The sequence below is a fragment of the Actinomadura sp. NPDC048394 genome (assembly GCF_040651755.1).
GTDB lineage: Bacteria > Actinomycetota > Actinomycetes > Streptosporangiales > Streptosporangiaceae > Spirillospora > Spirillospora montaniterrae.
Genome location: NZ_JBEZJL010000018.1, coordinates 1 through 22,846, shown reverse-complemented (window position 1 = coordinate 22,846; position 22,846 = coordinate 1). Strand labels below are relative to the sequence as shown.

Sequence of the window (22,846 nt, the reverse complement as noted above, 5' to 3'; positions counted from 1 at the left end):
CGGCGGGGACGGACGAAGAATTCCTCATTTGTACCCTGTCACCGCGGGCCGGGGCAGCGGAACCCCGATCTTCACTTCGCGGCGCAGGTCCCGAAGCTCCCGGTCTGCTCGATGTCGCGCTCGGAGCCGCCGACCATCGCCTTGTAGCAGCCGCCCGCCACCTTCCAGGCCTTGGCGCCCTGGTTCCAGTACGCCAGGGACCGCGAGGTCAGCGGGAACGTGACGCGCTTGCTCTGACCGGGGGCCAGGGCGACCTTGGTGTAGCCCTTGAGCTGCCGGGGCGGCTGCGGGACGTCCACGCCCGCGGAGGGCAGCCCGAGGTACAGCTGCGGGACGGCGGTCCCCGCGCGGGTACCGGTGTTGGTCACCGTGACCTGCACCGACGTGGACGACGCGGTCAGCCCGCTGTAGCGGAATGTCGTGTACGACAGCCCGTGCCCGAACGGGAACGCGGGCGTGAGGCCCTTGGCGTCGTAGTGCCGGTAGCCGACCATGACACCCTCGGAGAACGTGACGGTCGTGTTCACGCCGGGGAACTGCGACGGGTTCCCGGCGAGGGGCGCGTCCCCCTCGGCGGCCGGGAAGGTGACGGGCAGCCGCCCGCCCGGGTCCACGTCCCCGTACAGGACGCGGGCCAGCGCGTTCCCGCCCTCCTGGCCCGGGTACCAGGCCTCGACGATGCCCTTCACCTGGTTCCGCCAGGGGGTGAGCACCGGGCCGCCGGTCTCCAGCACGACGATCGTGTTGGGGTTGGCCTTGGCGATGGCGCCGATCAGCGCGTCCTGGTCGCCGCGCAGCGGGTCGCCGCACTTGAGCGTCAGGCACGAGCGGTCGAAGAACTCGCCCTCGCTGTCGGTCGCGAAGACGATCGCGACGTCGGCCTTGCGCGCGGCGTCGGCGGCTGCGCCCGCGTCGTCGCCGTCGTTGTAGCTGATCTTCGTGCCGGAGCCGGCGCGGCGCGCGATGCCGTCCTGCGCGCTGACGGACGTGAACGGCACGACGTTCGCCGATCCCGTCCCGCTCTGGCTCTCCTTCGCGGCCCTCCCGATCAGCGCGATCGAGGACGGTGACTTCAGCGGCAGGATCCCGCCCGCGTTGCGCAGCAGCGTGATCCCGCCTTCCGCGATGCTCCGCGCGGCCGTCTCGCTCGCCGTCCGGTCGATCGCGGCGAGGTCGTTCGGGTACGCCTGCCGGTCGAACACCCCGAACGCGAACATCGTCCGCAGCACGTTGCGGACGTGCCCGTCGATCGCCGCCTGCGTGACCTGCTTCTGCGCGACCGCCATCTTGAGCAGGAACGCGTTGTACTTCATGCCGATCGGCAGCTCCATGTCGAGCCCGCCGTTGGCGGCGGCGACGGTGTCCTGCACGGCGGTGTGGTCGGACGGCACGAACCCCTTGAAACCCCACTCCGACCGGAGGATCCCGTCGAGGACGCCGCCGTCCTGGCAGGCCCACCGCCCGTTCAGCTTCCCGAACCCGCACATGACGGTCGCGGCGCCGCCCTGCTTCACCGCCGCCTCGAACGGCGGCAGGTAGATCTCCCGCAGCGTCCGCGGGTCGACCTTCATGTCCAGCGACAGCCGGTCGCTCTCCTGCGTGTAGACGGCCATGTGCTTGACCGACGCCATCACGCCCTGCGCCTGCGCGCCGCGGATCCACGCGGCCCCGAGCCCGGACGACAGGTACGGGTCCTCGCCGAAGCCCTCGAACGAGCGGCCGTTGCGCGGCGCGCGCAGCACGTCGACGGTCGGACCGAAGATCAGGTCGTTGCCGCGGTGCTTGGCCTCCCACCCGACCGTCCCGCCGTACAGCCGTGCGGCCGCGGGGTCGAACCCGGCGGCCAGCGAGATCGGCGCGGGCAGCCGGGTCGCCTTGCCCTGCCGGACGCCCGCCGGGCCGTCGGCCATGTAGACGGGCGGGATGCCGAGCCGGGGGATGCCGGCGTTGGTGTCGGCGTGCGCGGTGTCGATGAACCCGCCGAGCGGGCCGCCGAGCGGGTCGTCCGACGCGAGCATCGCGATCTTCTCGTCGTCGGTCATCTTCGCCATCAGCAGCGCGGTCCGCTTGTCGGGGCCGAGGGCGGTGTCGCACCAGGGCCGCTGGGCCGGGTCGCCGCACCGGGTCTGCGCGGCGCCCGCCGGGGCCGCCGCGGAGAGCGGCGCCGCGAGCGCGAGCACGGACGCCAGCGCCCCCGCCGCCGGCGTCCACCGTCCCGTCCTCCGTCCGGCGCGGTGCATCAGTGCGCCTCCCCGTCCTGGACGTCCTCGTCTTGGACACGCAGCGCGTTCAGCGCGAAGGCGACCATGTGGTAGTGTCCGACGAGCATCACCAGCTCGATCAGCTCCTGCTCCCCGAACCGGGCCGACAGCGCCGTCCACGTCGCGTCGGTGAGGGTGCTCCGCTCGTTCAGCTCGTCCGCCGCCGTCAGCACCATCAGGTCGTCGTCGGCCCAGCCGTGGTCGTCGAGCGGCAGCCGGAGCGCCGCGACCTCGGTCTCGGTGAGGCCCGCGGCGAGCGCGAGCCGGCGGTGGTGCCCCCACTCGTACGCGCAGTCCCGCAGGTACGCGGTCCGCATGATGGCGAGCTCCCGGTCGCGGTCGCCCAGCAGGCCCTTCATCAGCAGCGCCGTGCCGAGCCCGATCCAGCTGCGGAACAGCTTCGGGTGGCGGCCGAGCGTGGTGAGGACGTTCAGCGGCCCGATCGACGCGGTCGCGGCCCGCAGCGTGTCGTCCCACTCCGCCTCGGGCAGCGGGGCGACGCGCGGCACGCGGTTCCCGGGGATGTCTGCGCACATGGCGACATTTCTGCCACCAAATGGTGGGATGGTGCTACCCCACCAGCCTCACTTTGCCAATTCGTTGCATTCGGCTCAGGTGCGGCGCGCGGTGGCGGCGATCGCCAGCTCGGCGAGCGCGTCGCGCGCCTCCTCGGCGACCGGCGCGGCGGCCAGCGCCCGGCCCACCTCGTCCAGGTAGCCGTCGATCATCGCCTCGCAGGCCGCCAGCCCGCCGGTCTCCTCGATGATCGTGCGCGCCTCGTCCACGCCGGGACGGTCCAGCTCCGGGTCGCCGAGCCGGCGCTCCAGTGCGGCCGCCTGCGCCCGCGAGGCGCGCTCCAGGGCGAGCGCGACCAGCACCGTCCGCTTGCCCTCGCGCAGGTCGTCGCCCGCGGGCTTGCCCGTCTCGGCCGGGTCGCCGAACACGCCGAGCACGTCGTCGCGCAGCTGGAAGGCGATGCCGAGCGGCAGGCCGTAGCCGGTGAGCGCGGCGGTCACCCGCGGGTCCGCGCCGGCCAGCGCGGCGCCGAGGTGCAGCGGCCGCTCGACCGTGTACTTGGCGCTCTTGAACTCCACCACCCGCAGCGCCGTGTCCACCGTTGCGCGGCCGCGGGTGCCCTCCAGCATGTCGAGGTACTGGCCGCACATGACCTCGGTGCGCATCAGGTCGTAGACGGACCGGCCGCGGCGGCGCCGCTCCTCGTCCAGCCCGCAGGTCTCGAACATCTCGCTCGACCAGGCCAGGCACAGGTCGCCGAGCAGGATCGCGGTGCCGGAGCCGAACGGCACGGCGGCGCCGGGCCAGCCCTGCGCGCGGTGCAGCGCCTCGAACCTGCGGTGCACCGACGGCTGCCCGCGCCGGGTGTCGCTGGAGTCCATCACGTCGTCGTGGATCAGCGCGCTCGCCTGCAGCAGCTCCAGGGACGCCGCCGCGTGCACGATCGCCGGGTCGTCGACGCCGCCGCCGGCCGCGCGCCAGCCCCAGTAGCAGAACGCCGGGCGCAGCCGCTTGCCGCCCGCCAGCAGCGCGTCCAGCGCCGACAGCAGCGGGCCGAGGTCGTCGCTGATCGCCAGCAGGCCGGGGCGCTGGCGGTCGACGAAGGCCAGCAGCGCCTCGTCGACCTGCTTGCGGACGCGGCTCCAGGACGGATGGAGCGAGCCGGGGGATGCGATGGGTCGTCCTCCCGCGGGCAGGCTTGGCATGCCCGTGATCGTATCCAGCCGGACGGAATCCACCGGCCAGCTATTGAGCGATATGTCAGTACATCGTAGGAAATAGAGGCATTACGTTGGTGTAGACGTGTGCAGGATCACCCGTAACGGACGCGTGCGGGGCCGCCCGCGGCCCCGCACGGGCCGGGATCCGCGCCGGACCCCCACTGTAGGCTTGGGGGATGCGACCCGTACGTCCCGACCGGCCCCCCACCGTCCGCGAGCTGCTGGCCTCGGGCGAGCGGTCGTTCTCCTTCGAGTTCTTCCCGCCCAAGACCGACAAGGGCGCGCGGAACCTGTGGCGTACGATCCGCGAGCTGGAGCCCCTCCACCCGACGTTCGTGTCGGTCACCTACGGGGCGGGCGGCGGCACCCGCGACACGACCGTCGACATCGTCGAGCGCATCGCCACCGACACCACCCTCACCCCGGTCGCGCACTTCACCGCCGTGAACCACTCCCAGGCCGAGCTGCGCAACCTCATCGGCCGGTTCGCCGCCGCCGGCGTCCGCAACGTGCTCGCGCTGCGCGGCGACCCGCCCGGCGACCCGATGGGGGAGTGGGTCAAGCACCCCGAGGGCGTCGAGTACGCCGCCGAGCTCGTCCGCATGATCCGCTCCTACGGGGACTTCAGCGTCGGCGTCGCCGCGTTCCCCTACAAGCACCCGCGCTCGCCCGACATCGAGAGCGACACCCGCCACTTCGTCGAGAAGTGCCGCGCCGGCGCCGACTACGCCATCACCCAGATGTTCTTCCGCGCCGACGACTACCTGCGGCTGCGCGACCGCGTCGCCGCCGCGGCCTGCGAGACGCCGATCATCCCCGGCATCATGCCGGTCACCAAGTACAGCACCATCGAGCGGTCCGAGCAGCTGTCCGGCGCGCCGTTCCCGCCCGAGGTCCGGGCCCGCTTCGACGCCGTCGCCGACGACCCCGACGCGGTGCGGCGGCTCGGCATCGAGCACGCCGCCGAGCTCTGCCGCGAGCTGCTCGACCAGGGCGCGCCCGGCATCCACTTCATCACCTTCAACCAGTCGACCGCGACGCGCGAGGTCTACGGGCTGCTGGAGTCCGGCGGGTACGGCGCCAGGGGCAGCGTCCCGCCCATGACCGCGTAGCGGGGGCCGCCGCCGGGGAACTCGAAGTCGGTCAGCAGGTCCACCATGCCGACCGACCGGTACAGGTGCCGGGCCGGGGTCTCGGGCCGCCGGTCCAGCGTCGACAGCACGACCGTCCGCTCCTGGCGGCCCTCGCACAGCGCGGTCAGCAGCGCGCGGCCGAGGCCCCGGCCCTGCGCCTGCGGGTGCACGTGCAGCTCCGCCACCTCGAACGAGTCGTCCATCCACGCCGCCGCGTGCGCCTCGCCGCCGAGGTCGATGAGCGCCTGGTACACCACGTCGTGCCACCACTGCCCGCGCGCCCCCCGGAACCCGTACGCGAACCCGTGGACCGGGCCCGGCAGGCCCGGCAGGGCGCCGCGCCGCTCCGCGACGAACGCGCGGAACGACGGGTAGGCCGCGTGCCGCTCCATGATCGTGTGCCGGCCCGGGAGCTGCTCGTCCGGCGGCTCCATCGCGGCCCGGTACACCTCCAGCATGGGGTGGAGCCGGCGTAGGAAGGCGCGTTCGTCGATCTCGCGCAGCTTCGGGTCCCTCACCCGACAGAGACTAGACCCGCGGGGTGGTCCGCTGCGTGGACGACAGACGGTCGTAGATGTCCCAGAGGATCCGGTCGGCCGCCTTCCGCAGCGTCCCGCGCTGCGCGTCGAGCCGCCCGCCCCACTCGCGCGCCTCCGGGCCCAGCCACGCGTCGGTCGAGCCGAGCGTCCGCACGGGCGCGTCCAGGGCCCGCCGGACCTGGTCGATGCTCCCGTACGCGTCGGCGTACGCGTGGTACAGCCGCTCGTACTCCGGGTTCGGCTGCTCCGCCGGCGACAGCTCGGCGGCCGACGCGGCGGTGTACGGCGGAGGCAGGCTCCCGGGAGGCGGCGGAGCGGCCATGGCGACCTCACATCAGGCGACGTTGCTCGGTGTGCTCTTCGGCTGCGGTGTGCTCTTCGGGTCCGGTGTGCTCTGCGGGTGCGCTGTGCTCTGCGGCTGCGGCGAGGCGCCGGTAGGGGCGCCCTCGGCGTGCATGCGCGCGTCCAGATGCAGCTTGACCAGGGCCTCGCGCGTCCTGGCGCTCATGTTCGCCTCGGTGACGACCTGCACCGCCGCCGGACGCACCCCGGCCCGGTCGGCCTCGGCCAGGTACGCGCGCAGCCACTTCACGTCCATCGTCAGGTGGTGGCTGGACGTGCCGAGCGACTCCCGGACGGCCTTCAGCCGCGCCGCGTCGCCGTGCGCCGCCCTGACCAGGTCCGCCGCGCCCGCCGGCCCGAGCCGCGCGTACAGCGTCTCGGTGTAGTCGGGATCCCCGGCGTCGGCCTTCAGCCGCTTCCACACCGCGTCCGGGACGGGCTTGCCGCCCTGGACGGCGGCGGCGACGGCCAGCGCGTCCGCCCTGGCCGCCTTCTGCGCCGCCGGACGGTCCGGGTAGCCGCCGAGGTCGCCGGCGCCGCGCGGCGTCGGCGCGACCGTGCGCACGGGGGACGTCCGGCTCGGCGGGCGCACCGGGCGGGGCGTCCCGCCCGGGGCCCCGCCGGTCCGCTTCGGCGCCGGCGCGGGCTTCGGCGCGGGCGGGGCGTCCACCCCGCCGCCGGGGTCCGGATGGGTGATCGCGAAGTTGTACCGCCGCGCCAGCATCCCGAGCTGGCCGGACACCCAGTGCGCCACCTGGTCGGCGTCCCGGTAGCCGGCCGCCGGGACGCCCGCCGGCGGGCGGTGCCCGTTCAGCCAGCCCGCGATCGCGGCCTGCGCGTCGCGCAGCTGCTTGATCACCTGGTCGAGCGCGGGCGGGTCGATGCCCCGGAACTCCGGGTCGCGCGCCGCCGGGCCGGTGCGCATCTGAGCGGTCATCGCCCCTCCCGGACGTCACTCATCGTCGGCGTGGAACGCCGCAGCGTTCCGATCCCCAGAATCACACCCGCATCAGCGGCTGTCGAGGGCCTTCCGGACCGACTCGGGGTCGCGGGCGACCACGGCGTCCGCGCCGTTGAGCACGATCGGCCGCTGGATCAGCACCGGGTTCGCCACCATGATCTCGATCCACCGGGCGCGGTCGTGCTCCAGGTCCTTCAGCCCCAGCTCCCTGGCGACCGGCTCGCCGAGCCGCGCCACGTCCCACGGCTCGGCGCCGATGCGCGCGAGCACCGCGTCCAGCTCCTCCGCCGTGGGCGGCTCGTCCAGGTAGCGCCGCTCGGTGTACTCCACGCCCGCCTCGTCCAGCGCGGCCTTGGCGGCCCGGCTCTTCGAGCAGCGCGGGTTGTGCCAGATCTCCATGCTCAGCCTCTCAGCCCACTTCGGCCGGGTCGCCCCCGGTGATCTTCAGCAGTTCCGCGTAGGAGGTCGGGAACACGGTGTGCGCGAGCCCGCCGGCGGCCCAGACCTCGTCGTACTTGTCCAGCCACACGTCCACGAGCGTGCGGATCGGGGCCGGGTGGCCGACCGGCGCGACGCCGCCGATCGTCTGCCCGGTCGCCGCCCGGACGAACTCGGGCGTCGCCCGCCGCACCTTCTCCGCGCCGACCAGCAGCGCGACCTTGCCGGTGTCCACGCGGTGCGCGCCGCTGGTCATCACCAGCAGCGGCGTCCCGTCGGCGTCGAACACCAGGCTGTTGGCGATCGCGCCGACCTCGCAGCCGAGCTGGTCGGCGGCGGCCTGCGCGGTGCGGGCCGAGTCCGGCAGCTCGACGATCTCGCCGGTGGCGCCGTGCGCGCGCAGCGCCGCGGCGACCCGTTCGACATTCGGATGCATGCCTGCACCCTACGGTGCGCCGGGCCGCCGGACCTCCTCGTTCGCCTGCGCGAACGGCTCCGGCCTGCGGGAAGCGACACCCGTTCGAACACGTTGACGAATCGGCGGCAGGGCGCTTTACTGTGAGTGCGTCGAACTTATGTTCGATGTGGTGCGGGACTCGCGGCCCGCACCAGGGCGACGTCCCCGACCGGCGCAGCGGTGGCCGGCGGGACGGACGGCCGGGCGGAGTGAGGGGAAGCTCTCCGCCCGGCCGGCCCGAGCCCCGGAAGGAGGCAGTCATGTCCGCAACGACGGCCGCGCGCGGAGTCCACTCCGCCGCCCAGCCCGCGCCGGGCCCGCGCCACCGCGCGCTCCCCGCGCCGCGCCCCGCCCACACGGCGGTCGGCCAGCTGCACGCCGCCCGCATGGGCCTCGCCGAGGCGGCCGAGGCCACCTCGCCCGCCGTCCGCTACGTCTGCGCCCACCTGGCCGCGCTGCGCGCCGCCGCCGCGGTGCTGGCGTCCAAGGAGCCCCTGGAGACCCACCGCCGCGGGCGGCCGCGCAGCGTCTGGGTGCTGCTGCCCGAGGCCGAGCCCGCGCTGCGCGAGTGGGCCGCGTTCTTCGCCGCCGGCGCCGACAAGCGCGCCGCGGCCGAGGCCGGCCTCCCGCGCGCCGTCAGCCCGCGCGAGGCGGAGGAGCTCCTCCACGACGCGGAGGTCTTCGTCACCCTCGTCGAGGACACCCTCGGCGTCACCAGCCAGCCCACGTTGCCGACGTCCTGACCCGAGACCCCCTCGAAGGGCCGCCCGACCCTCCCCAGGGCACGGCCCTGCCGCGGCCGGGCCGCCGCTCCCACCGAGCGTGCGGCCCGGCCCGGCGCTCCCGCCCCCCGACGATCGCGCCGGCGCCGGTCGCCAACCCCCGAGCCGACCGGTGCCGGCGCGGTCCCGCCCGTCGAGTTCGGCGGCGAGGTGTTCGGTGCGCGGGAAGCCGGGCCCTCCCGGCGCGCCGGTCGTGATGGCCGCGCGGAATACTCCGTGGAATGCAGAATGACGTGACGCCGCCGCTCGCGGGGCTGCGGGTGGTCGAGCTGTCCAGCTTCGTCGCCTCGCCGCTCGGCGGGATGACCCTCGCCCAGCTCGGCGCGGACGTGATCCGCGTCGACCAGACCGGCGGCGGCCCCGACATCGACCGGTGGCCGCTCGCCCCGTCCGGCCGCAGCCTGTACTGGGCCGGGCTGAACAAGGGCAAGCGGTCCCTCACCGCGGACCTGCGGTCGGCCGAGGGGCGTGCCCTCGTCGCCCGGCTGGCCGCCGACGCTGGCGTGGTGCTGACGAACGCGCCGCCCCGCGACGGCCTCACCTACGAGGCGCTGCGCGAGGCGCGGCCCGACCTGATCCACGTCCAGCTCCTCGGCACCCGCGACGGCGGCAACGCCGTGGACTACACGGTGAACGCCGCGGTCGGCTTCCCGTCGATCACCGGGCCGTCCGGGAGCGCCGAGCCGTCCAACCACGTCATGCCCGCCTGGGACGTCGCGTGCGGGCTGTACCTCGCGATCGGGCTGCTGGCCGCCGAGCGGCACCGGCTGCGGACCGGGGAGGGGACGCGGCTGCGCGTCGCGCTGTCCGACGTGGCGCTCGCCACCGCCGGGAACCTCGGCATGCTCGCCGAGGCGCAGCTCGGGCAGGTCCGGCCGCGGCTCGGCAACCAGCTGTTCGGCGACTTCGGCCGCGACTTCGCCACCGCCGACGGGCGCGTCATGGTCGCCGTCCTCACCGCCCGCCACTGGCGGGACCTGGTCGCCGCCACCGGCCTCACCGAGGTCGCGGACGCCCTGGAGCGCGCGCTCGGCGCCGACTTCCGCACCGCGGGCGACCGCTACGCCTACCGGGACGCGCTCGGCGGCGTCCTCGCCCCGTGGTTCGCGTCCCGCACGTCCGCGGAGGTCGAGGACGCCTTGAAGGGCACATCCGTGCTGTGCTCCCGGTACCGCGACTTCGCCGAGGTCGCCGCGGGGCTGCACGACGAGCCGCTCATGGGCGAGATCGACCAGCCGGGCATCGGCCGCCACCTCGCCCCGGCGTCCCCGATGCGGCTGGGCGACGAGGAGCCCGTCCCGGCGCCCGCCCCGGAGCTGGGCCAGCACACCGCCGAGATCCTCCGCGACGTGCTGGGCCTGCCCGACGCGGAGATCGCGTCCCTCCAGTCCCGCGGCATAGCGGGCGAGGCCCGGCCACGCTGACACGCCGCGCGTCAACGGAGCGGCGGGCCGCCGATGTCGCTTTTGGGGGGATGTGAGATCGTTAGGGCGGCGAAGTAAGGGAGGGCGCGGTGCGGGCGCGGGGCGGGCGCGGGCTGGTGCCGCTGCTGGCGTTCCTCGGCGTGATGGCGTACTCGCTGTCGATGGCGGTCGTGACGCCCGCGCTCGCGCTGATCCAGCAGGGCCTGCACACCACGGCGGCCGGCGCCGCCTGGGCGATCACGTCGATGACGCTGTCGGCGGCCGTGGCGACGCCCGTGGTCGGCCGGCTCGGCGACCTGTACGGGCCGCGCCGCGTGCTGCTCGCGGTCCTGGCCATCGCCACCGTCGGCATGGTGATCGCGGCGGCGGCCGGGTCGCTCCCGCTGATGCTGTTCGGCCGGATGCTGAGCGGGATCGGCGGCGGCGTCTTCCCGCTCGCCTACACGATCATCCGGGACGTGTTCCCGCCCGCCCGGACCGCGTCGGCGGTCGGCCTGATGTCGTCCATGCTGGGCCTCGGCGGCGCGGTGTCGTGGTGCCTGGCCGGCCCGATCATCGACCTGCTGGGCTGGCGCTGGCTGCTCTGGGTGCCGGTGGCCGGGCTGCTGCCGGGCGTCCTGCTCGCCTGGTGGATCGTTCCGGCCTCGGAGCCCCGGGAGGCCGCCGGGGTCGACTGGTGGGGCGCCGCGCTGTTCGCCGGCTGGCTGGTCGCGGCGCTGACCGCGCTCACCGAGGGGATGGACTGGGGCTGGACGTCCCCGGGCGTCCTCGGCCTGCTCGGCCTCGCCGCGGTGCTGGCGGCGGCGTGGCTGCGGGTCGAGGCCCGCGTCGCCGAACCCCTCGTCGACCTGCGGCTGATGCGCGTCCGCGGGGTCTGGACGGCGAACGCCGCGTCGCTGCTGTCGGGGTACGCGCTGATGGCGGGCGGGCTGCTGTTCCCGCTGCTCGTCCAGCTGCCCGCGAGCACCGGGTACGGCTTCGGCGGGACGGCCACGCAGGCGGCCCTGCTGCAGCTGCCCGCCAGCGTCGGGATGACGGCGGCGGGGATGACCGCCGGGCTCCTCGACCGCCGGATCGGGTCCCGCCTGGTGCTGCTCGGCGGGGCGGTGCTGACCGCCGCCGGCTACGCGTTCGTGGTCGTCGAGCACGCGGCGATGTGGCAGCTCTACGTCGGCGGGCTCGGCCGCGGCATCGGCCTCGGGTTCGCCTACGCCGCCGTCGCGAACCTCGTCGTCGCGGCCGTCCCGGCGGGGGAGACGGGCGTCGCCACCGGCATCAACACCCTCATCCGCACCGTCGGCGCGTCCCTCGGCACGCAGGTCAGCGCCGTGATCGTGGCGGGCCTGCCGGGCGAGCGCGGCTTCTCGTCGGGGTTCGCGGTCAGCGCCGCCGTCATGGTCGCCGTGCTCCCGCTCGCCCTGCTCGTCCCGCGCCGGGGCCGCCGCCCGGACGGCCGCGTCCCGTCCTGCGGCGAGGAGCGCCGGGCCGCCCCCGTGCCGTGACGCGGCGGGGTGGACGCAGAGTGATGGCTGCGGCCCGCGGGCCGCGGGAACCGCGCGCGTGCGGGTGGGACCGCCGCGCTTTTCGGGGAAATTCGCTGCCCCGGGGGAATCCGGGCGGAATCGCTATCGAGTTCCGCCCGCGCCCGGCCGGCCGTGCGCGGGCGAAACGGAACGGGACCCGGCGGTGAGCCGGGCCCCGTCACGGTGATGCGTCGAACCGGTGGTGCGTGGAACCGGTGGTACGTGGAACCGGTGGTGCGGTCGATCAGAACGACTCGACGGCGCGGCGCGCCTCCGGGTCGAGCACGCCCCAGGTGATGAGCTCTTCGGTCAGCTCGGTCGGGGACTTGTCATAGATGACCGCCAGGGAGCGCAGGTCTTCCTGGCGGATGGACAGGACCTTTCCGTTGTAGTCGCCCCGCTGGCTCTGGATCGTCGCGGCGTAACGGGCGAGAGGACCGGCCTTGTCCTTCGGAAGCTGCTGCAGCCGCTCAAGGTCGATGACGAGCTTGGGCGTGGGCCCGAGCGGGCTCGGCGCGGCTCCGCCGGGCAGCAACTCGGAAACCGGCACGCCGTAGAAATCGGCGAGCTCGGCCAGCTTCTGAACGGTGACGGCGCGGTCGCCCCGCTCGTACGAACCCACGACGACGGCCTTCCAGCGGCCGCGGGACTTCTCCTCCACACCGTGCAGCGACAGCCCCTGCTGGGTGCGGATGGCGCGCAGGCGCGCGCCGAGAGCCTTAGCGTATTCAGACGGCATTCTGCGGCCCCCCAGGCTCACTTTCGTCGTCGTTGGACCCCGGCGGATGCCGGGGGGAGACAGATTCCCGGAGCCTTTCGGGCCCAAGACCCTGTCCCCAGGGATGGTTACGGACAGTGACGGTAAAACGGTGAGGGCCCTAGGTCAAGCTGATTGGAAAAAAGCGGTCGAATCCGCAGGTCTCGATCCGGGCCGTCCGGATCCCCGCAGCCCCTGCCGGGCAGGGCCGCGCGGGCCCGCCGGCGGGCGCCGGACGGCCTCCCGCGCGGGCCGAGTGTGACCCCTCTCACCAGGCAAGACGCGGGAGGCCCGGGTGCGGGGCAGCCGCGCCCGGCTGCTACCGTGTCGGGGACAAGACGTCCTTTAAGACCCGTCCCGTGAGGCGGGAAAGGAGGTTCCGGTGGTGAATGCTGCCTCCAGGCCGGACCGGCCTGCGGGGGCGCGCCCGGACACGGACCCCCGGCCCAAGGCCGTTCTGGAGGGTCCCGACATCAGGCGGGCGCTGACCCGGATCGCGCACGAGATCCTCGAACGCACCAAGGGCGGGCACGACGTCCTGCTCCTCGGCATCCAGACCCGCGGCGTGACGCTCGCCGAGCGGCTCGCCGGGCTGCTGCACGACGTCGAGGGCCGGCCGGTGCCGTGGGGCTCCCTCGACGTGACCATGTACCGCGACGACCTGCGCATGCGTCCCGCGCGCGCGCTCGGCCGCACCGAGCTGCCGTCCGACGGGATCGACGACCGCGTCGTCGTGCTGGTCGACGACGTGCTGTTCTCCGGCCGGACGGTCCGCGCCGCGCTCGACGCGCTCAACGACCTCGGGCGGCCGCGCGCCGTGCAGCTCGCCGTCCTGGTGGACCGCGGGCACCGGGAGCTGCCCATCCGCGCCGACTACGTGGGCAAGAACCTGCCCACCTCGATGCGCGAGAACGTGAAGGTGCTGCTGGCCGAGAACGACGGCCGCGACGCCGTCCTGCTCGGCCCCGCGGCAGGGGCGCCCGTCCCCGCGGAGGGAGCCAAGTGAAACGCCATCTGATCTCGGCGGCCGACCTGACCCGCGACGACGCGCTGCTGGTGCTGGACACGGCCGAGGAGCTCGCGCAGATCGCGAGCCGCGCCGTCAAGAAGCTGCCGACGCTGCGCGGCCGGACGGTCGTCAACCTGTTCTTCGAGGACTCCACCCGCACCCGGATCTCGTTCGAGGCCGCCGCCAAGCGGCTATCCGCCGACGTGATCAACTTCTCGGCGAAGGGGTCGAGCGTGTCCAAGGGCGAGAGCCTGAAGGACACCGCGCTCACCCTGGAGGCGATGGGCGCCGACGGCGTCGTCATCCGGCACGGCGCGTCCGGCGCCCCGCACCGGCTCGCCGGCTGGGTGCAGGGCAGCGTCGTCAACGCCGGCGACGGCACGCACGAGCATCCGACGCAGGCGCTGCTGGACGCGTTCACGATGCGCAAGCGGCTCGGCGACCTGGAGGGCCGCCGCGTCACGATCGTCGGCGACGTCCTGCACAGCCGGGTGGCACGATCCAACGTGCTGCTGCTCAACACGCTCGGCGCGGACGTCACCGTCGTCGCGCCGCCGACGCTGCTGCCGGTCGCGATCGACACCTGGCCCTGCTCGGTCTCCTACGACCTCGACGGCGTGCTCCCCAAGAGCGACGTGATCATGATGCTGCGGGTCCAGCAGGAGCGGATGAACGCCGCGTACTTCCCGACGGTGCGCGAGTACAGCCGCCGCTACGGCCTCGACGCCGAGCGCATGGCGGCGCTCCCCGACCACGCCATCGTCATGCACCCCGGCCCGATGAACCGCGGCGTCGAGATCGCCGCGGAGGTCGCCGACTCCGTCCGTTCCACGATCGTCGAGCAGGTCGCCAACGGCGTCAGCGCCCGCATGGCGGTCCTGTACCTGCTGCTCGGGGGCTCCGAGCCCGCGATCGGCCAGGAGGTCTCCCAGTGAGCACGTACATCATCAAGGGCGCCCGGATCCTCGGCGGCGAGCCCGCCGACATCCTGGTCCGCGACGGCGTCATCGCCGAGGTCGGCGCCGGGCTGGACGAGGCGGGCGCGCAGGTCATCGACGCCGCCGGCCTCGTCGCGCTGCCCGGCCTGGTCGACCTGCACACCCACCTGCGCGAGCCCGGGCGCGAGGACGCCGAGACCGTCGAGTCCGGCACGAAGGCGGCGGCGATGGGCGGCTACACCGCCGTCCACGCGATGGCCAACACCGACCCGGTCGCCGACACCGCCGGCGTCGTCGAGCAGGTGTGGCGGCTCGGCCGCGAGGCCGGGTACTGCGACGTCCAGCCCGTCGGCGCGGTGACGCGCGGGATCGCCGGCGAGCAGCTCGCCGAGCTCGGCGCGATGGCCGACTCCGCCGCCGCGGTCCGGGTGTTCTCCGACGACGGGCACTGCGTGTCCGACGCGGTGATCATGCGGCGGGCGCTGGAGTACGTGAAGGCGTTCGACGGCGTCGTCGCGCAGCACGCGCAGGAGCCACGGCTCACCGAGGGCGCGCAGATGAACGAGGGCGAGATGTCGGCCGCGCTCGGGCTGCGCGGCTGGCCCGCGGTCGCCGAGGAGGCGATCATCGCCCGGGACGTGCTGCTCGCCCAGCACGTCGGGTCGCGGCTGCACGTCTGCCACGTGTCCACCGCCGGCTCGGTGGAGATCATCCGCTGGGCGAAGAGCAAGGGCTGCCCGGTGACCGCCGAGGTCACCCCGCACCACCTGCTGCTGAACGACGCCAAGGCCGGCACCTACGACCCGATCTTCAAGGTCAACCCGCCGCTGCGCACCGCCGACGACGTCACCGCGCTGCGGCACGCGCTCGCCGACGGCACCATCGACTGCGTCGCCACCGACCACGCCCCCCACCCGGTCGAGGCCAAGGAGACCGAGTGGGCGGTCGCCGCGATGGGCATGATCGGGCTGGAGACGGCGCTGCCGGTCGTCCAGGAGGCGATGGTGGAGACCGGCCTGCTGGACTGGGCCGGCGTCGCCGACCGGATGTCGTACCGTCCCGCCGAGATCGGCCGCCTTACCGGACAGGGTCGTCCGCTGGAGGCAGGTTCGCCCGCCAACATCACGCTGTACGACCCGTCGCCGCGCCGCGCGGTGGACCCGTCGGCGATGACCTCCAAGAGCCGCAACACCCCGTTCGCGGGGCTGGAGCTGCCGGGCCGGGTCGTCGCGACGTTCCTGCGCGGCGAGCCGACCGTCCTGGAAGGGAAGCTTCAGTGACCCCTGCACTGCTCGTTCTGGAAGACGGCAGGGTCTTCCGCGGGACCGCCTACGGCGCCACCGGGGAGACCTTCGGCGAGATGGTCTTCAACACCGGCATGACCGGCTACCAGGAGACCCTGACCGACCCCTCGTACGCCCGCCAGATCGTCGCGATGACGTCCCCCCACATCGGCAACACCGGCGTCAACACCGAGGACCCGGAGTCGGCGCGCATCCAGGTCGCCGGGTACGTGGTGCGCGAGCCCGCCCGCGTGGCGTCCAACTGGCGCGCGACCGGCTCGCTCGGGTCGGCGCTGCGCGAGCAGGGGATCGTGGGCATCGCGATCCCCGGGACCCGCGCGCTGACCCGGCACCTGCGCGACAAGGGCGCGATGCGCGCCGCGATCTTCAGCGGCCCGGACGCCGTCGCGCCCGGCGAGGACGCGCTGGTGGAGCGCGTGCGGCAGAGCCCGTCGATGGAGGGCGCCGACCTCGCCCGGGACGTCTCGGCCGCCGAGCCGTACGTCGTCGCGGCGCAGGGCGGGAAGCGGTACACCGTCGCCGCCGTCGACCTCGGCATCAAGGCGATGACGCCGTACCGGATGTCCGAGCGGGGCTGCGAGGTGCACGTGCTGCCCGCGGGCAGCACCGCCGAGGACATCCTCGCGCTGAACCCCGACGGGGTGTTCTTCTCCAACGGCCCCGGCGACCCCGCCGCCGCCGGGTACGCGGTCGACGCGCTGCGCGGCGTCCTGGACGCCGGCAAGCCGTTCTTCGGCATCTGCTTCGGCAACCAGATCTTCGGCCGCGCGCTCGGCCTCGGCACCTACAAGCTGCGGTTCGGGCACCGGGGCATCAACCAGCCCGTCCAGGACAAGGCGACCGGCAAGGTCGACGTGTCCGCGCACAACCACGGGTTCGCCGTGGACGCGCCCACCGACGGCCCGTTCGACACCCCGTACGGCCGCGCCGAGGTCAGCCACGTGAACCTCAACGACGGCTGCGTCGAGGGGCTGCGGCTCCTGGACCGCCCGGCGTTCAGCGTCCAGTACCACCCGGAGGCCGCGGCGGGCCCGCACGACGCGTCCGGGCTCTTCGACCGTTTCTGCGAGATCATGGAGGCGTCGAAGTAATGCCGCGCCGCGAAGACCTGAAGTCCGTCCTGGTCATCGGCTCGGGGCCGATCGTCATCGGCCAGGCGTGCGAGTTCGACTACTCCGGCACGCAGGCGTGCCGGGTGCTGAAGGCCGAGGGCCTGCGGGTGACGCTGGTCAACAGCAACCCCGCCACGATCATGACCGACCCGGAGTTCGCCGACGCCACCTACGTCGAGCCGATCACCCCCGAGGTCGTCGAGAAGATCATCGCCAAGGAGCGGCCGGACGCGCTGCTGCCCACCCTGGGCGGCCAGACGGCCCTCAACACCGCCATCGCGCTGTTCGAGAGCGGCGTCCTCGCCAAGTACGGCGTCGAGCTGATCGGCGCCGACGTGGACGCGATCCAGGCCGGCGAGAACCGCGAGAGGTTCAAGGAGATCGTCGCCAAGGTCGCGCGCGAGCAGGGCCTGAACGCCGAGTCCGCCCGGTCCGTCATCTGCCACACGATGGACGAGATCATCGCGGCGGCCGGCGAGCTCGGCTACCCGCTCGTCGTCCGGCCGTCGTTCACCATGGGCGGCCGCGGCTCCGGCTTCGCCCACGACGAGGACGAGCTGCGCCGCATCGCCGGCGCCGGCCTCGACGCGTCGCCGACCAACGAGGTGCTCCTCGAGGAGTCCATCCTCGGCTGGAAGGAGTACGAGCTGGAGGTCATGCGGGACCGCGCCGACAACGTGGTCATCGTGTGCTCCATCGAGAACCTCGACCCGATGGGCGTGCACACCGGCGACTCGATCACCGTCGCGCCCGCGATGACGCTGACCGACCGCGAGTACCAGAACATGCGCGACGTCGCGATCGCGGTGATCCGCGAGGTCGGCGTCGACACCGGCGGCTGCAACATCCAGTTCGCCGTGCACCCCGGCACCGGCCGGATGATCGTCATCGAGATGAACCCGCGGGTGTCGCGCTCGTCGGCCCTCGCCTCCAAGGCGACCGGCTTCCCGATCGCCAAGATCGCCGCGAAGCTCGCCATCGGCTACACCCTCGACGAGATCCCCAACGACATCACCCGCGAGACCCCCGCGTCGTTCGAGCCGACCCTCGACTACGTCGTGGTGAAGGTGCCGCGGTTCGCGTTCGAGAAGTTCCCCGGCGCCGACCCGACCCTCACCACCCACATGAAGTCGGTCGGCGAGGCGATGGCGATCGGCCGCTGCTTCACCGAGGCGCTGCAGAAGGCGCTGCGGTCCCTGGAGCGCACGGGCTCGTCGTTCAGCTGGGCCGGCGCCGCCGACGACCGGGAGCTGCTGGAGTCGGCCCGGCGGCCGCACGACGGGCGGCTCCGCGACGTCCAGCGGGCGCTGTGGGCCGGCGCGAGCATCCAGGAGGTCTACGAGGCGACCGGGATCGACCCCTGGTTCCTCGACCAGATCGCCGCGATCAACGAGATCGCCGAGGAGATCCGCACCGCCGACGACGCGCTCACCCGCGACAAGATCCTGCGCGCCAAGCGGCACGGGTTCTCCGACGCGCAGATCGGCGAGCTGCGGGGCCTGTCGGAGGAGGTCGTCCGGGAGCTGCGGCACGCGCTCGGCGTCCGCCCCGTCTACCTGACCGTCGACACCTGCGCCGCCGAGTTCGCCGCGCAGACCCCCTACCTGTACTCCGCCTACGACGAGGAGACCGAGGTCCCGCCGGGCGCGAAGCCCAAGGTGATCATCCTCGGCAGCGGGCCCAACCGGATCGGCCAGGGCGTCGAGTTCGACTACTCCTGCGTCCACGCCTCGTTCGCGCTCGCCGACGCCGGCTACGAGACCGTGATGGTCAACTGCAACCCCGAGACCGTCTCCACCGACTACGACACCTCCGACCGGCTCTACTTCGAGCCGCTCACCCTGGAGGACGTCCTCGAGGTGGTGTACGCGGAGCAGCAGTCCGGCGAGGTCGCGGGCGTCATCGTCCAGCTCGGCGGGCAGACCCCGCTCGGCCTGGCGCAGAAGCTCAAGGACGCCGGCGTGCCGATCGTCGGGACGTCCCCCGAGAGCATCCACCTCGCCGAGGAGCGCGGCGCGTTCGGGCACGTCCTGCACCGCGCCGGGCTGCTCGCGCCCAAGCACGGCACCGCCACCTCCTACGAGGAGGCCCTCGAGATCGCCGCCGAGATCGGCTACCCCGTCCTCGTCCGGCCGTCCTACGTGCTCGGCGGGCGCGGCATGGAGATCGTGTACGACGACACCACGCTGGAGTCGTACATGGCGCGGGCGACCGAGGCCAGCCCGGAGCACCCGGTGCTCGTCGACCGGTTCCTGGACGAGGCCATCGAGATCGACGTCGACGCCCTCTACGACGGCGAGGAGCTGTACCTCGGCGGCGTCATGGAGCACATCGAGGAGGCCGGCATCCACTCCGGCGACTCGGCGTGCGCCCTGCCGCCCATCACCCTCGGCCACGACGACATCCGCCGCATCCGCGAGTCCACCGAGGCGCTCGCCAAGGGCGTCGGGGTCCGCGGGCTGATGAACGTCCAGTACGCGCTGTCGGCGGGCGTCCTGTACGTCCTGGAGGCCAACCCGCGCGCGTCCCGGACCGTCCCGTTCGTGTCGAAGGCGACCGCGGTGCAGCTCGCCAAGGCCGCCGCCCGCGTCATGATGGGCGCCACGATCGCCGAACTGCGCGCCGAGGGGCTGCTCCCGGAGGCCGGCGACGGCGGCACCCTGCCGCTGGACGCGCCGATCGCCGTCAAGGAGGCCGTGCTGCCCTTCGACCGGTTCCGCAACGAGCGCGGCCAGGGCGTCGACACCATCCTCGGCCCCGAGATGCGCTCCACCGGCGAGGTCATGGGCATCGACGAGGTGTTCGGCACCGCGTTCGCCAAGTCGCAGCAGGCCGCCTACGGCTCGCTGCCCACCAAGGGCCGCGCGTTCGTGTCGGTCGCGAACCGCGACAAACGGCACATGATCTTCCCGGTCAAGCGGCTCGCTGACCTGGGCTTTGAGATTCTTGCCACGGAAGGGACCGCGGAGGTCCTGCGCCGCAACGGCGTGCGTGCCAAGATCGTGCGCAAGCACAGCGAAGGCCCGGGCCCGGACGGCGAGCCCACCATCGTGCGGCGCGTCCTGGACGGCGAGGTCGACCTCATCGTCAATACTCCCTTCGGAAGCCCCGGCCAGTCGGGGCCGCGGCTCGACGGGTACGAGATCCGCACCGCGGCCGTGCTGCGGGGCGTACCGTGCGTGACGACCGTCCAGGGGCTCGCCGCCGCCGTCCAGGGCATCGAGGCCGTCGCGGGCGGCCAGGTCGGCGTCCGCTCCCTCCAGGAGCACGCCGAGCGGCTCAGCGGCGCCCACGGGCGCACCGGCGCGGTCGCCCCGGCGGGTGACGGCACGGTGGCGCCCGGGTGACAGCCGCCGCGGCGGGCGGGGCCGGCGGTCCCGCCCGCGCGGCGGACGCGACGAGGAGAGGGAGACGGGTGTCCGACACGCCGGTGCAGACGTCGGCGACGGTCCTCACGGTCCGCCAGGTGCAGGACTACCACGCGATGACGCTGGTGGCGCCCGCCATCGCCGAGCGGTTCCGGCCCGGCCAGTTCGTGGCCGTCGCCGTCGGCGGCGAGCACACCGCCCGGCTGGTCCGCCGCTGCTTCGGCGTCCACCAGGTCCAGTCCGACTACGGCGGCACCGTCGAGGTCGTGTTCGCCGACACCGAGCCCGGCACCGGCTGGCTCGCCGGCCGCCGCGCCCGCGACCAGCTCGACCTGCTCGGCCCCCTCGGCCGCCCGTTCCGGCTGCCCCGCGACCCCGTCAGCTGCCTGCTGGCCGCCGGCGGCCCCGGCGGCGCCGCGGTGTTCGCGCTCGCCGACACGCTGGTGCGGCGCGGCTGCCAGGTCCACTTCGTGCTCGCCGGCCCGTCCGCCAAGCAGGTGTTCGGGTCCCGGATGGCGCAGCGCATCGGCGACTCCGCCACCGTCGTCACCGAGGACGGCTCGCTCGGCGAGAAGGGCACCATGCGCGACGTGCTGCCCCGCGTCGTCCAGGAGACCGGCGCCGACGTCGTCTACGCCTGCGGGCCGACCGGGCTGCTGCGCTCGGTCACCCAGATCGCCGGCGAGTTCGGGCTGCCGTCCCAGGTGTCGGTCGAGGAGTTCCTGCAGCGCACCGGCGCCTGCGGCATCGGCGTCTGCATGACCTGCATGCTGCCCGTCCACGGCGAGGACGGCGTCACCCGCATGGTCCGCGCCTGCGCCGACGGGCCCGTCCTGCGCGGCGACCGCGTCCGCTGGGGCGACCTCGGCACCATCCCGTTCGACGCGCTCGGCGCGCCGCGCGTCCTCAGCGTCACCGAAGGAGGCTCCAAGTGAGCGACCGGGCGAGCGACCGGGTGCGGACCGCCCTCGGTGCCCTGGAGCTTCCCAACCCCGTCCTGACGGCCTCCGGATGCGGCGGCACCGGACGCGAACTCGCCCAGTTCTTCGACCTCACCCGCCTCGGCGCGTTCGTCACCACCTCGGTGATGCCCCAAGCGCGCGCGGGACGCCCCACACCGCGCGTGACCGAGACCCCCAGCGGGCTCCTCACCGCCATGGGCCTCCCCGGCCCCGGCATCGAGACGTTCCTGGAACGCGACCTTCCCTGGCTCATCGAGCAGGACGTCCGCACCATCGTGTCCATCGCCGGCAACAGCGTCGAGGAGTTCGGCGACCTCGCCCGCCGGCTCCGCCACGTCCCCGGCGTCGCCGCCATCGAGGTCAACGTCGCCTGCCCCAACGTCGAGGACCGCGGCCGCATGTTCGGCTGGCACCCGTCCGCCGCCGCCTCCGTGCTCCGCGCCGTCCGCGCCGCCGCCCGCCCCGGCACCCCGATCTTCGCCAAGCTCGCCCCCGACGTCACCGACATCGTCGGGATCGCGCTCGCCTGCGTCGACGCCGGCGCCGACGGCCTCACCCTGATCAACACCATGGACGGCATGGCCATCGACCCGCACACCCTCCGGCCCGCCCTCACCGGCGTGTCCGGCGGCCTGTCCGGGCCCGCGATCCGGCCGATCGCCGTCCGCTGCGTCTACCAGGTGCACGCCGCGCTGCCCAGCACCCCGATCATCGGCGTCGGCGGCATCGCCACCGGCCTCGACGCCCTCGAGTTCATCCTGGCCGGCGCGTCCGCCGTCGCCGTCGGCACCGCCCTGTTCCACGACCCCGCGGCCGGCCCCCGCGTCCTGCGCGAGCTGGACGAGGCCCTCGCCGCCCGCCGCATCGGGCGCCTCGCCGACGCCGTCGGGCTCGCCCACAAGCCCGCCGGCTACGTGCCGCCCCAGGTGCGGCCCCAAGAGCCCGAGAAGGAGAAGCTGTGACCGCAGCCCCCATCGCCGTCGCGCTGGACGCGCCCGACCTGGACACGGCCGCGCGCTGGGCCACCCTGGTCACGCCGCACGTCTCCACCGTCAAGGTGGGCCTCGAGCTGTACCTGCGGTACGGGCCCGACGTCGTCGCCAGCGTCCGCGGCGCGAGCCGCGTCCAGGTCTTCCTCGACCTCAAGCTGCACGACATCCCCGCCACCGTGCGCGGCGCCGCCCGCGCCGTCGCCCGGCTCAAGCCGTCCTACCTCACCGTGCACGCCGCCGGCGGCCCCGCCATGATCCGCGAGGCGGTCGAGGCGGCCCCCGCCACCACGATCGCCGCGGTGACCGTCCTCACCTCCCTGGACGACGCCGACCTGCGCGCCGTCGGCATCGAGGGGCCCGCCCCCGACGCCGTCCGCCGCCTCGCCGCCCTCGCCGTCGGCGCGGGCGCCCAGGCCCTCGTCTGCTCCCCGCAGGAGGCCGCCGCCGTCCGCGCCGAGGTCGGCCCCGGCATCACCCTCATCACCCCCGGCGTCCGCCCCGCCGGCGCGGACACCCAGGACCAGGCCCGCGTCGCCACCCCCGAGGCCGCGCTCGCCGCCGGCGCCGACCTCCTCGTCATCGGCCGCCCCATCACCGCCGCCCCCGACCCCGGCGCCGCCGCCGCGGCCATGGCCGCCGCGCTCAGAAAATTCCCGGGGGAGCGACCCCCCGGAACCCCCCGTCACGGCTGACAGGCCGTTTCCCCGCTCCGCTGGCGCTCCGCGGCGAAACGGCCTGCCAGCCGGCGGGCATGCCCGCTGCGCTCGCTGCACTCGCTCCGCGGGCCTGCCCGTGGCGGTGGCCGGGG

At 74.1% G+C, this 22,846-nt stretch carries 21 protein-coding genes; 12 read left to right on the top strand and 9 right to left on the bottom strand.

What is annotated here, in order from left to right; genetic code table 11:
- Positions 1-71: 71 nt before the first annotated feature.
- The 3 genes from AB0C78_RS14855 to AB0C78_RS14845 all read right to left on the bottom strand — a co-directional run bounded on the left by AB0C78_RS14855 (position 72) and on the right by AB0C78_RS14845 (position 3,982).
- The gene (locus AB0C78_RS14855) at positions 72-2,240 is read right to left on the bottom strand and encodes a glycoside hydrolase family 3 C-terminal domain-containing protein (protein ID WP_360747124.1); all 2,169 of its coding nucleotides are present in this window, start codon (positions 2,238-2,240) and stop codon (positions 72-74) included.
- Positions 2,240-2,797, bottom strand: a complete 558-nt coding sequence (locus AB0C78_RS14850; RefSeq protein ID WP_360747121.1) for a carboxymuconolactone decarboxylase family protein — start codon at positions 2,795-2,797, stop codon at positions 2,240-2,242. Before AB0C78_RS14850 ends, AB0C78_RS14855 begins: the two co-directional genes overlap by 1 nt.
- A gap of 75 nt (positions 2,798-2,872) precedes the next feature.
- Positions 2,873-3,982 (bottom strand): polyprenyl synthetase family protein, encoded by a 1,110-nt coding sequence (locus tag AB0C78_RS14845; RefSeq protein WP_360747118.1) that lies wholly within the window; start codon positions 3,980-3,982, stop codon positions 2,873-2,875.
- 191 nt (positions 3,983-4,173) lie between these two features.
- Here AB0C78_RS14845 and metF point away from each other — a divergent pair, with 191 nt between their 5' ends.
- Complete coding sequence (gene metF / locus AB0C78_RS14840; RefSeq protein ID WP_360747115.1) at positions 4,174-5,109, top strand: methylenetetrahydrofolate reductase [NAD(P)H]; 936 nt, start codon at positions 4,174-4,176, stop codon at positions 5,107-5,109.
- Here metF and AB0C78_RS14835 read toward each other — a convergent pair.
- From AB0C78_RS14835 to AB0C78_RS14815, 5 genes are all read right to left on the bottom strand, one after another.
- The gene (locus AB0C78_RS14835; protein ID WP_360747112.1) at positions 5,046-5,648 is read right to left on the bottom strand and encodes a GNAT family N-acetyltransferase; all 603 of its coding nucleotides are present in this window, start codon (positions 5,646-5,648) and stop codon (positions 5,046-5,048) included. The genes metF and AB0C78_RS14835 overlap by 64 nt on opposite strands.
- Before the next feature lie 10 nt (positions 5,649-5,658).
- Complete coding sequence (locus AB0C78_RS14830) at positions 5,659-5,991, bottom strand: hypothetical protein (RefSeq protein ID WP_151545406.1); 333 nt, start codon at positions 5,989-5,991, stop codon at positions 5,659-5,661.
- 12 nt (positions 5,992-6,003) lie between these two features.
- Entirely contained in the window at positions 6,004-6,948 is a 945-nt protein-coding gene (locus AB0C78_RS14825) for a hypothetical protein (RefSeq protein WP_360747109.1), read from the bottom strand.
- 72 nt (positions 6,949-7,020) lie between these two features.
- Positions 7,021-7,371, bottom strand: a complete 351-nt coding sequence (locus tag AB0C78_RS14820) for an arsenate reductase family protein (RefSeq protein ID WP_360747106.1) — start codon at positions 7,369-7,371, stop codon at positions 7,021-7,023.
- A gap of 10 nt (positions 7,372-7,381) precedes the next feature.
- The gene (locus AB0C78_RS14815) at positions 7,382-7,846 is read right to left on the bottom strand and encodes a YbaK/EbsC family protein (RefSeq protein ID WP_360747103.1); all 465 of its coding nucleotides are present in this window, start codon (positions 7,844-7,846) and stop codon (positions 7,382-7,384) included.
- 281 nt (positions 7,847-8,127) lie between these two features.
- Here AB0C78_RS14815 and AB0C78_RS14810 point away from each other — a divergent pair, with 281 nt between their 5' ends.
- The 3 genes from AB0C78_RS14810 to AB0C78_RS14800 all read left to right on the top strand — a co-directional run bounded on the left by AB0C78_RS14810 (position 8,128) and on the right by AB0C78_RS14800 (position 11,575).
- The gene (locus tag AB0C78_RS14810) at positions 8,128-8,610 is read left to right on the top strand and encodes an SAV_6107 family HEPN domain-containing protein (protein ID WP_151542036.1); all 483 of its coding nucleotides are present in this window, start codon (positions 8,128-8,130) and stop codon (positions 8,608-8,610) included.
- Between the two features lie 260 nt (positions 8,611-8,870).
- Positions 8,871-10,073: a CoA transferase gene (locus AB0C78_RS14805; RefSeq protein ID WP_360747100.1), complete on the top strand. Its 1,203-nt coding sequence runs from the start codon at positions 8,871-8,873 to the stop codon at positions 10,071-10,073.
- Between the two features lie 89 nt (positions 10,074-10,162).
- The gene (locus tag AB0C78_RS14800; protein ID WP_360747097.1) at positions 10,163-11,575 is read left to right on the top strand and encodes an MFS transporter; all 1,413 of its coding nucleotides are present in this window, start codon (positions 10,163-10,165) and stop codon (positions 11,573-11,575) included.
- Positions 11,576-11,840: 265 nt separating this feature from the next.
- On the opposite strand, the gene AB0C78_RS14795 is transcribed toward AB0C78_RS14800, so the two are convergent.
- Positions 11,841-12,335, bottom strand: a complete 495-nt coding sequence (locus tag AB0C78_RS14795) for a transcriptional regulator (protein WP_030145002.1) — start codon at positions 12,333-12,335, stop codon at positions 11,841-11,843.
- Positions 12,336-12,810: 475 nt separating this feature from the next.
- On the opposite strand from AB0C78_RS14795, the gene pyrR reads away from it, so the two are divergent.
- The 8 genes from pyrR to pyrF all read left to right on the top strand — a co-directional run bounded on the left by pyrR (position 12,811) and on the right by pyrF (position 22,730).
- Positions 12,811-13,359, top strand: a complete 549-nt coding sequence (gene pyrR / locus AB0C78_RS14790) for a bifunctional pyr operon transcriptional regulator/uracil phosphoribosyltransferase PyrR (protein ID WP_264159757.1) — start codon at positions 12,811-12,813, stop codon at positions 13,357-13,359.
- Entirely contained in the window at positions 13,356-14,297 is a 942-nt protein-coding gene (locus tag AB0C78_RS14785; protein WP_190861828.1) for an aspartate carbamoyltransferase catalytic subunit, read from the top strand. Before pyrR ends, AB0C78_RS14785 begins: the two co-directional genes overlap by 4 nt.
- Positions 14,294-15,580 carry a dihydroorotase gene (locus tag AB0C78_RS14780; protein WP_360747092.1) on the top strand — a complete coding sequence of 429 codons (1,287 nt, stop codon included), beginning with the start codon at positions 14,294-14,296 and terminating at the stop codon, positions 15,578-15,580. The genes AB0C78_RS14785 and AB0C78_RS14780 overlap by 4 nt, the downstream gene beginning before the upstream one ends.
- Positions 15,577-16,695 (top strand): glutamine-hydrolyzing carbamoyl-phosphate synthase small subunit, encoded by a 1,119-nt coding sequence (gene carA, locus AB0C78_RS14775; protein ID WP_360747089.1) that lies wholly within the window; start codon positions 15,577-15,579, stop codon positions 16,693-16,695. The genes AB0C78_RS14780 and carA overlap by 4 nt, the downstream gene beginning before the upstream one ends.
- The gene (gene carB / locus AB0C78_RS14770; protein WP_360747086.1) at positions 16,695-20,063 is read left to right on the top strand and encodes a carbamoyl-phosphate synthase large subunit; all 3,369 of its coding nucleotides are present in this window, start codon (positions 16,695-16,697) and stop codon (positions 20,061-20,063) included. Before carA ends, carB begins: the two co-directional genes overlap by 1 nt.
- Positions 20,064-20,131: 68 nt before the next feature.
- Positions 20,132-21,019, top strand: coding sequence for a dihydroorotate dehydrogenase electron transfer subunit (locus AB0C78_RS14765; protein ID WP_151542030.1), 888 nt, complete (start codon positions 20,132-20,134; stop codon positions 21,017-21,019).
- Complete coding sequence (locus AB0C78_RS14760; RefSeq protein ID WP_360747083.1) at positions 21,016-22,008, top strand: dihydroorotate dehydrogenase; 993 nt, start codon at positions 21,016-21,018, stop codon at positions 22,006-22,008. Before AB0C78_RS14765 ends, AB0C78_RS14760 begins: the two co-directional genes overlap by 4 nt.
- The gene (gene pyrF, locus AB0C78_RS14755) at positions 22,005-22,730 is read left to right on the top strand and encodes an orotidine-5'-phosphate decarboxylase (RefSeq protein ID WP_151542028.1); all 726 of its coding nucleotides are present in this window, start codon (positions 22,005-22,007) and stop codon (positions 22,728-22,730) included. The genes AB0C78_RS14760 and pyrF overlap by 4 nt, the downstream gene beginning before the upstream one ends.
- The last annotated feature ends 116 nt before the right edge of the window (positions 22,731-22,846 follow it).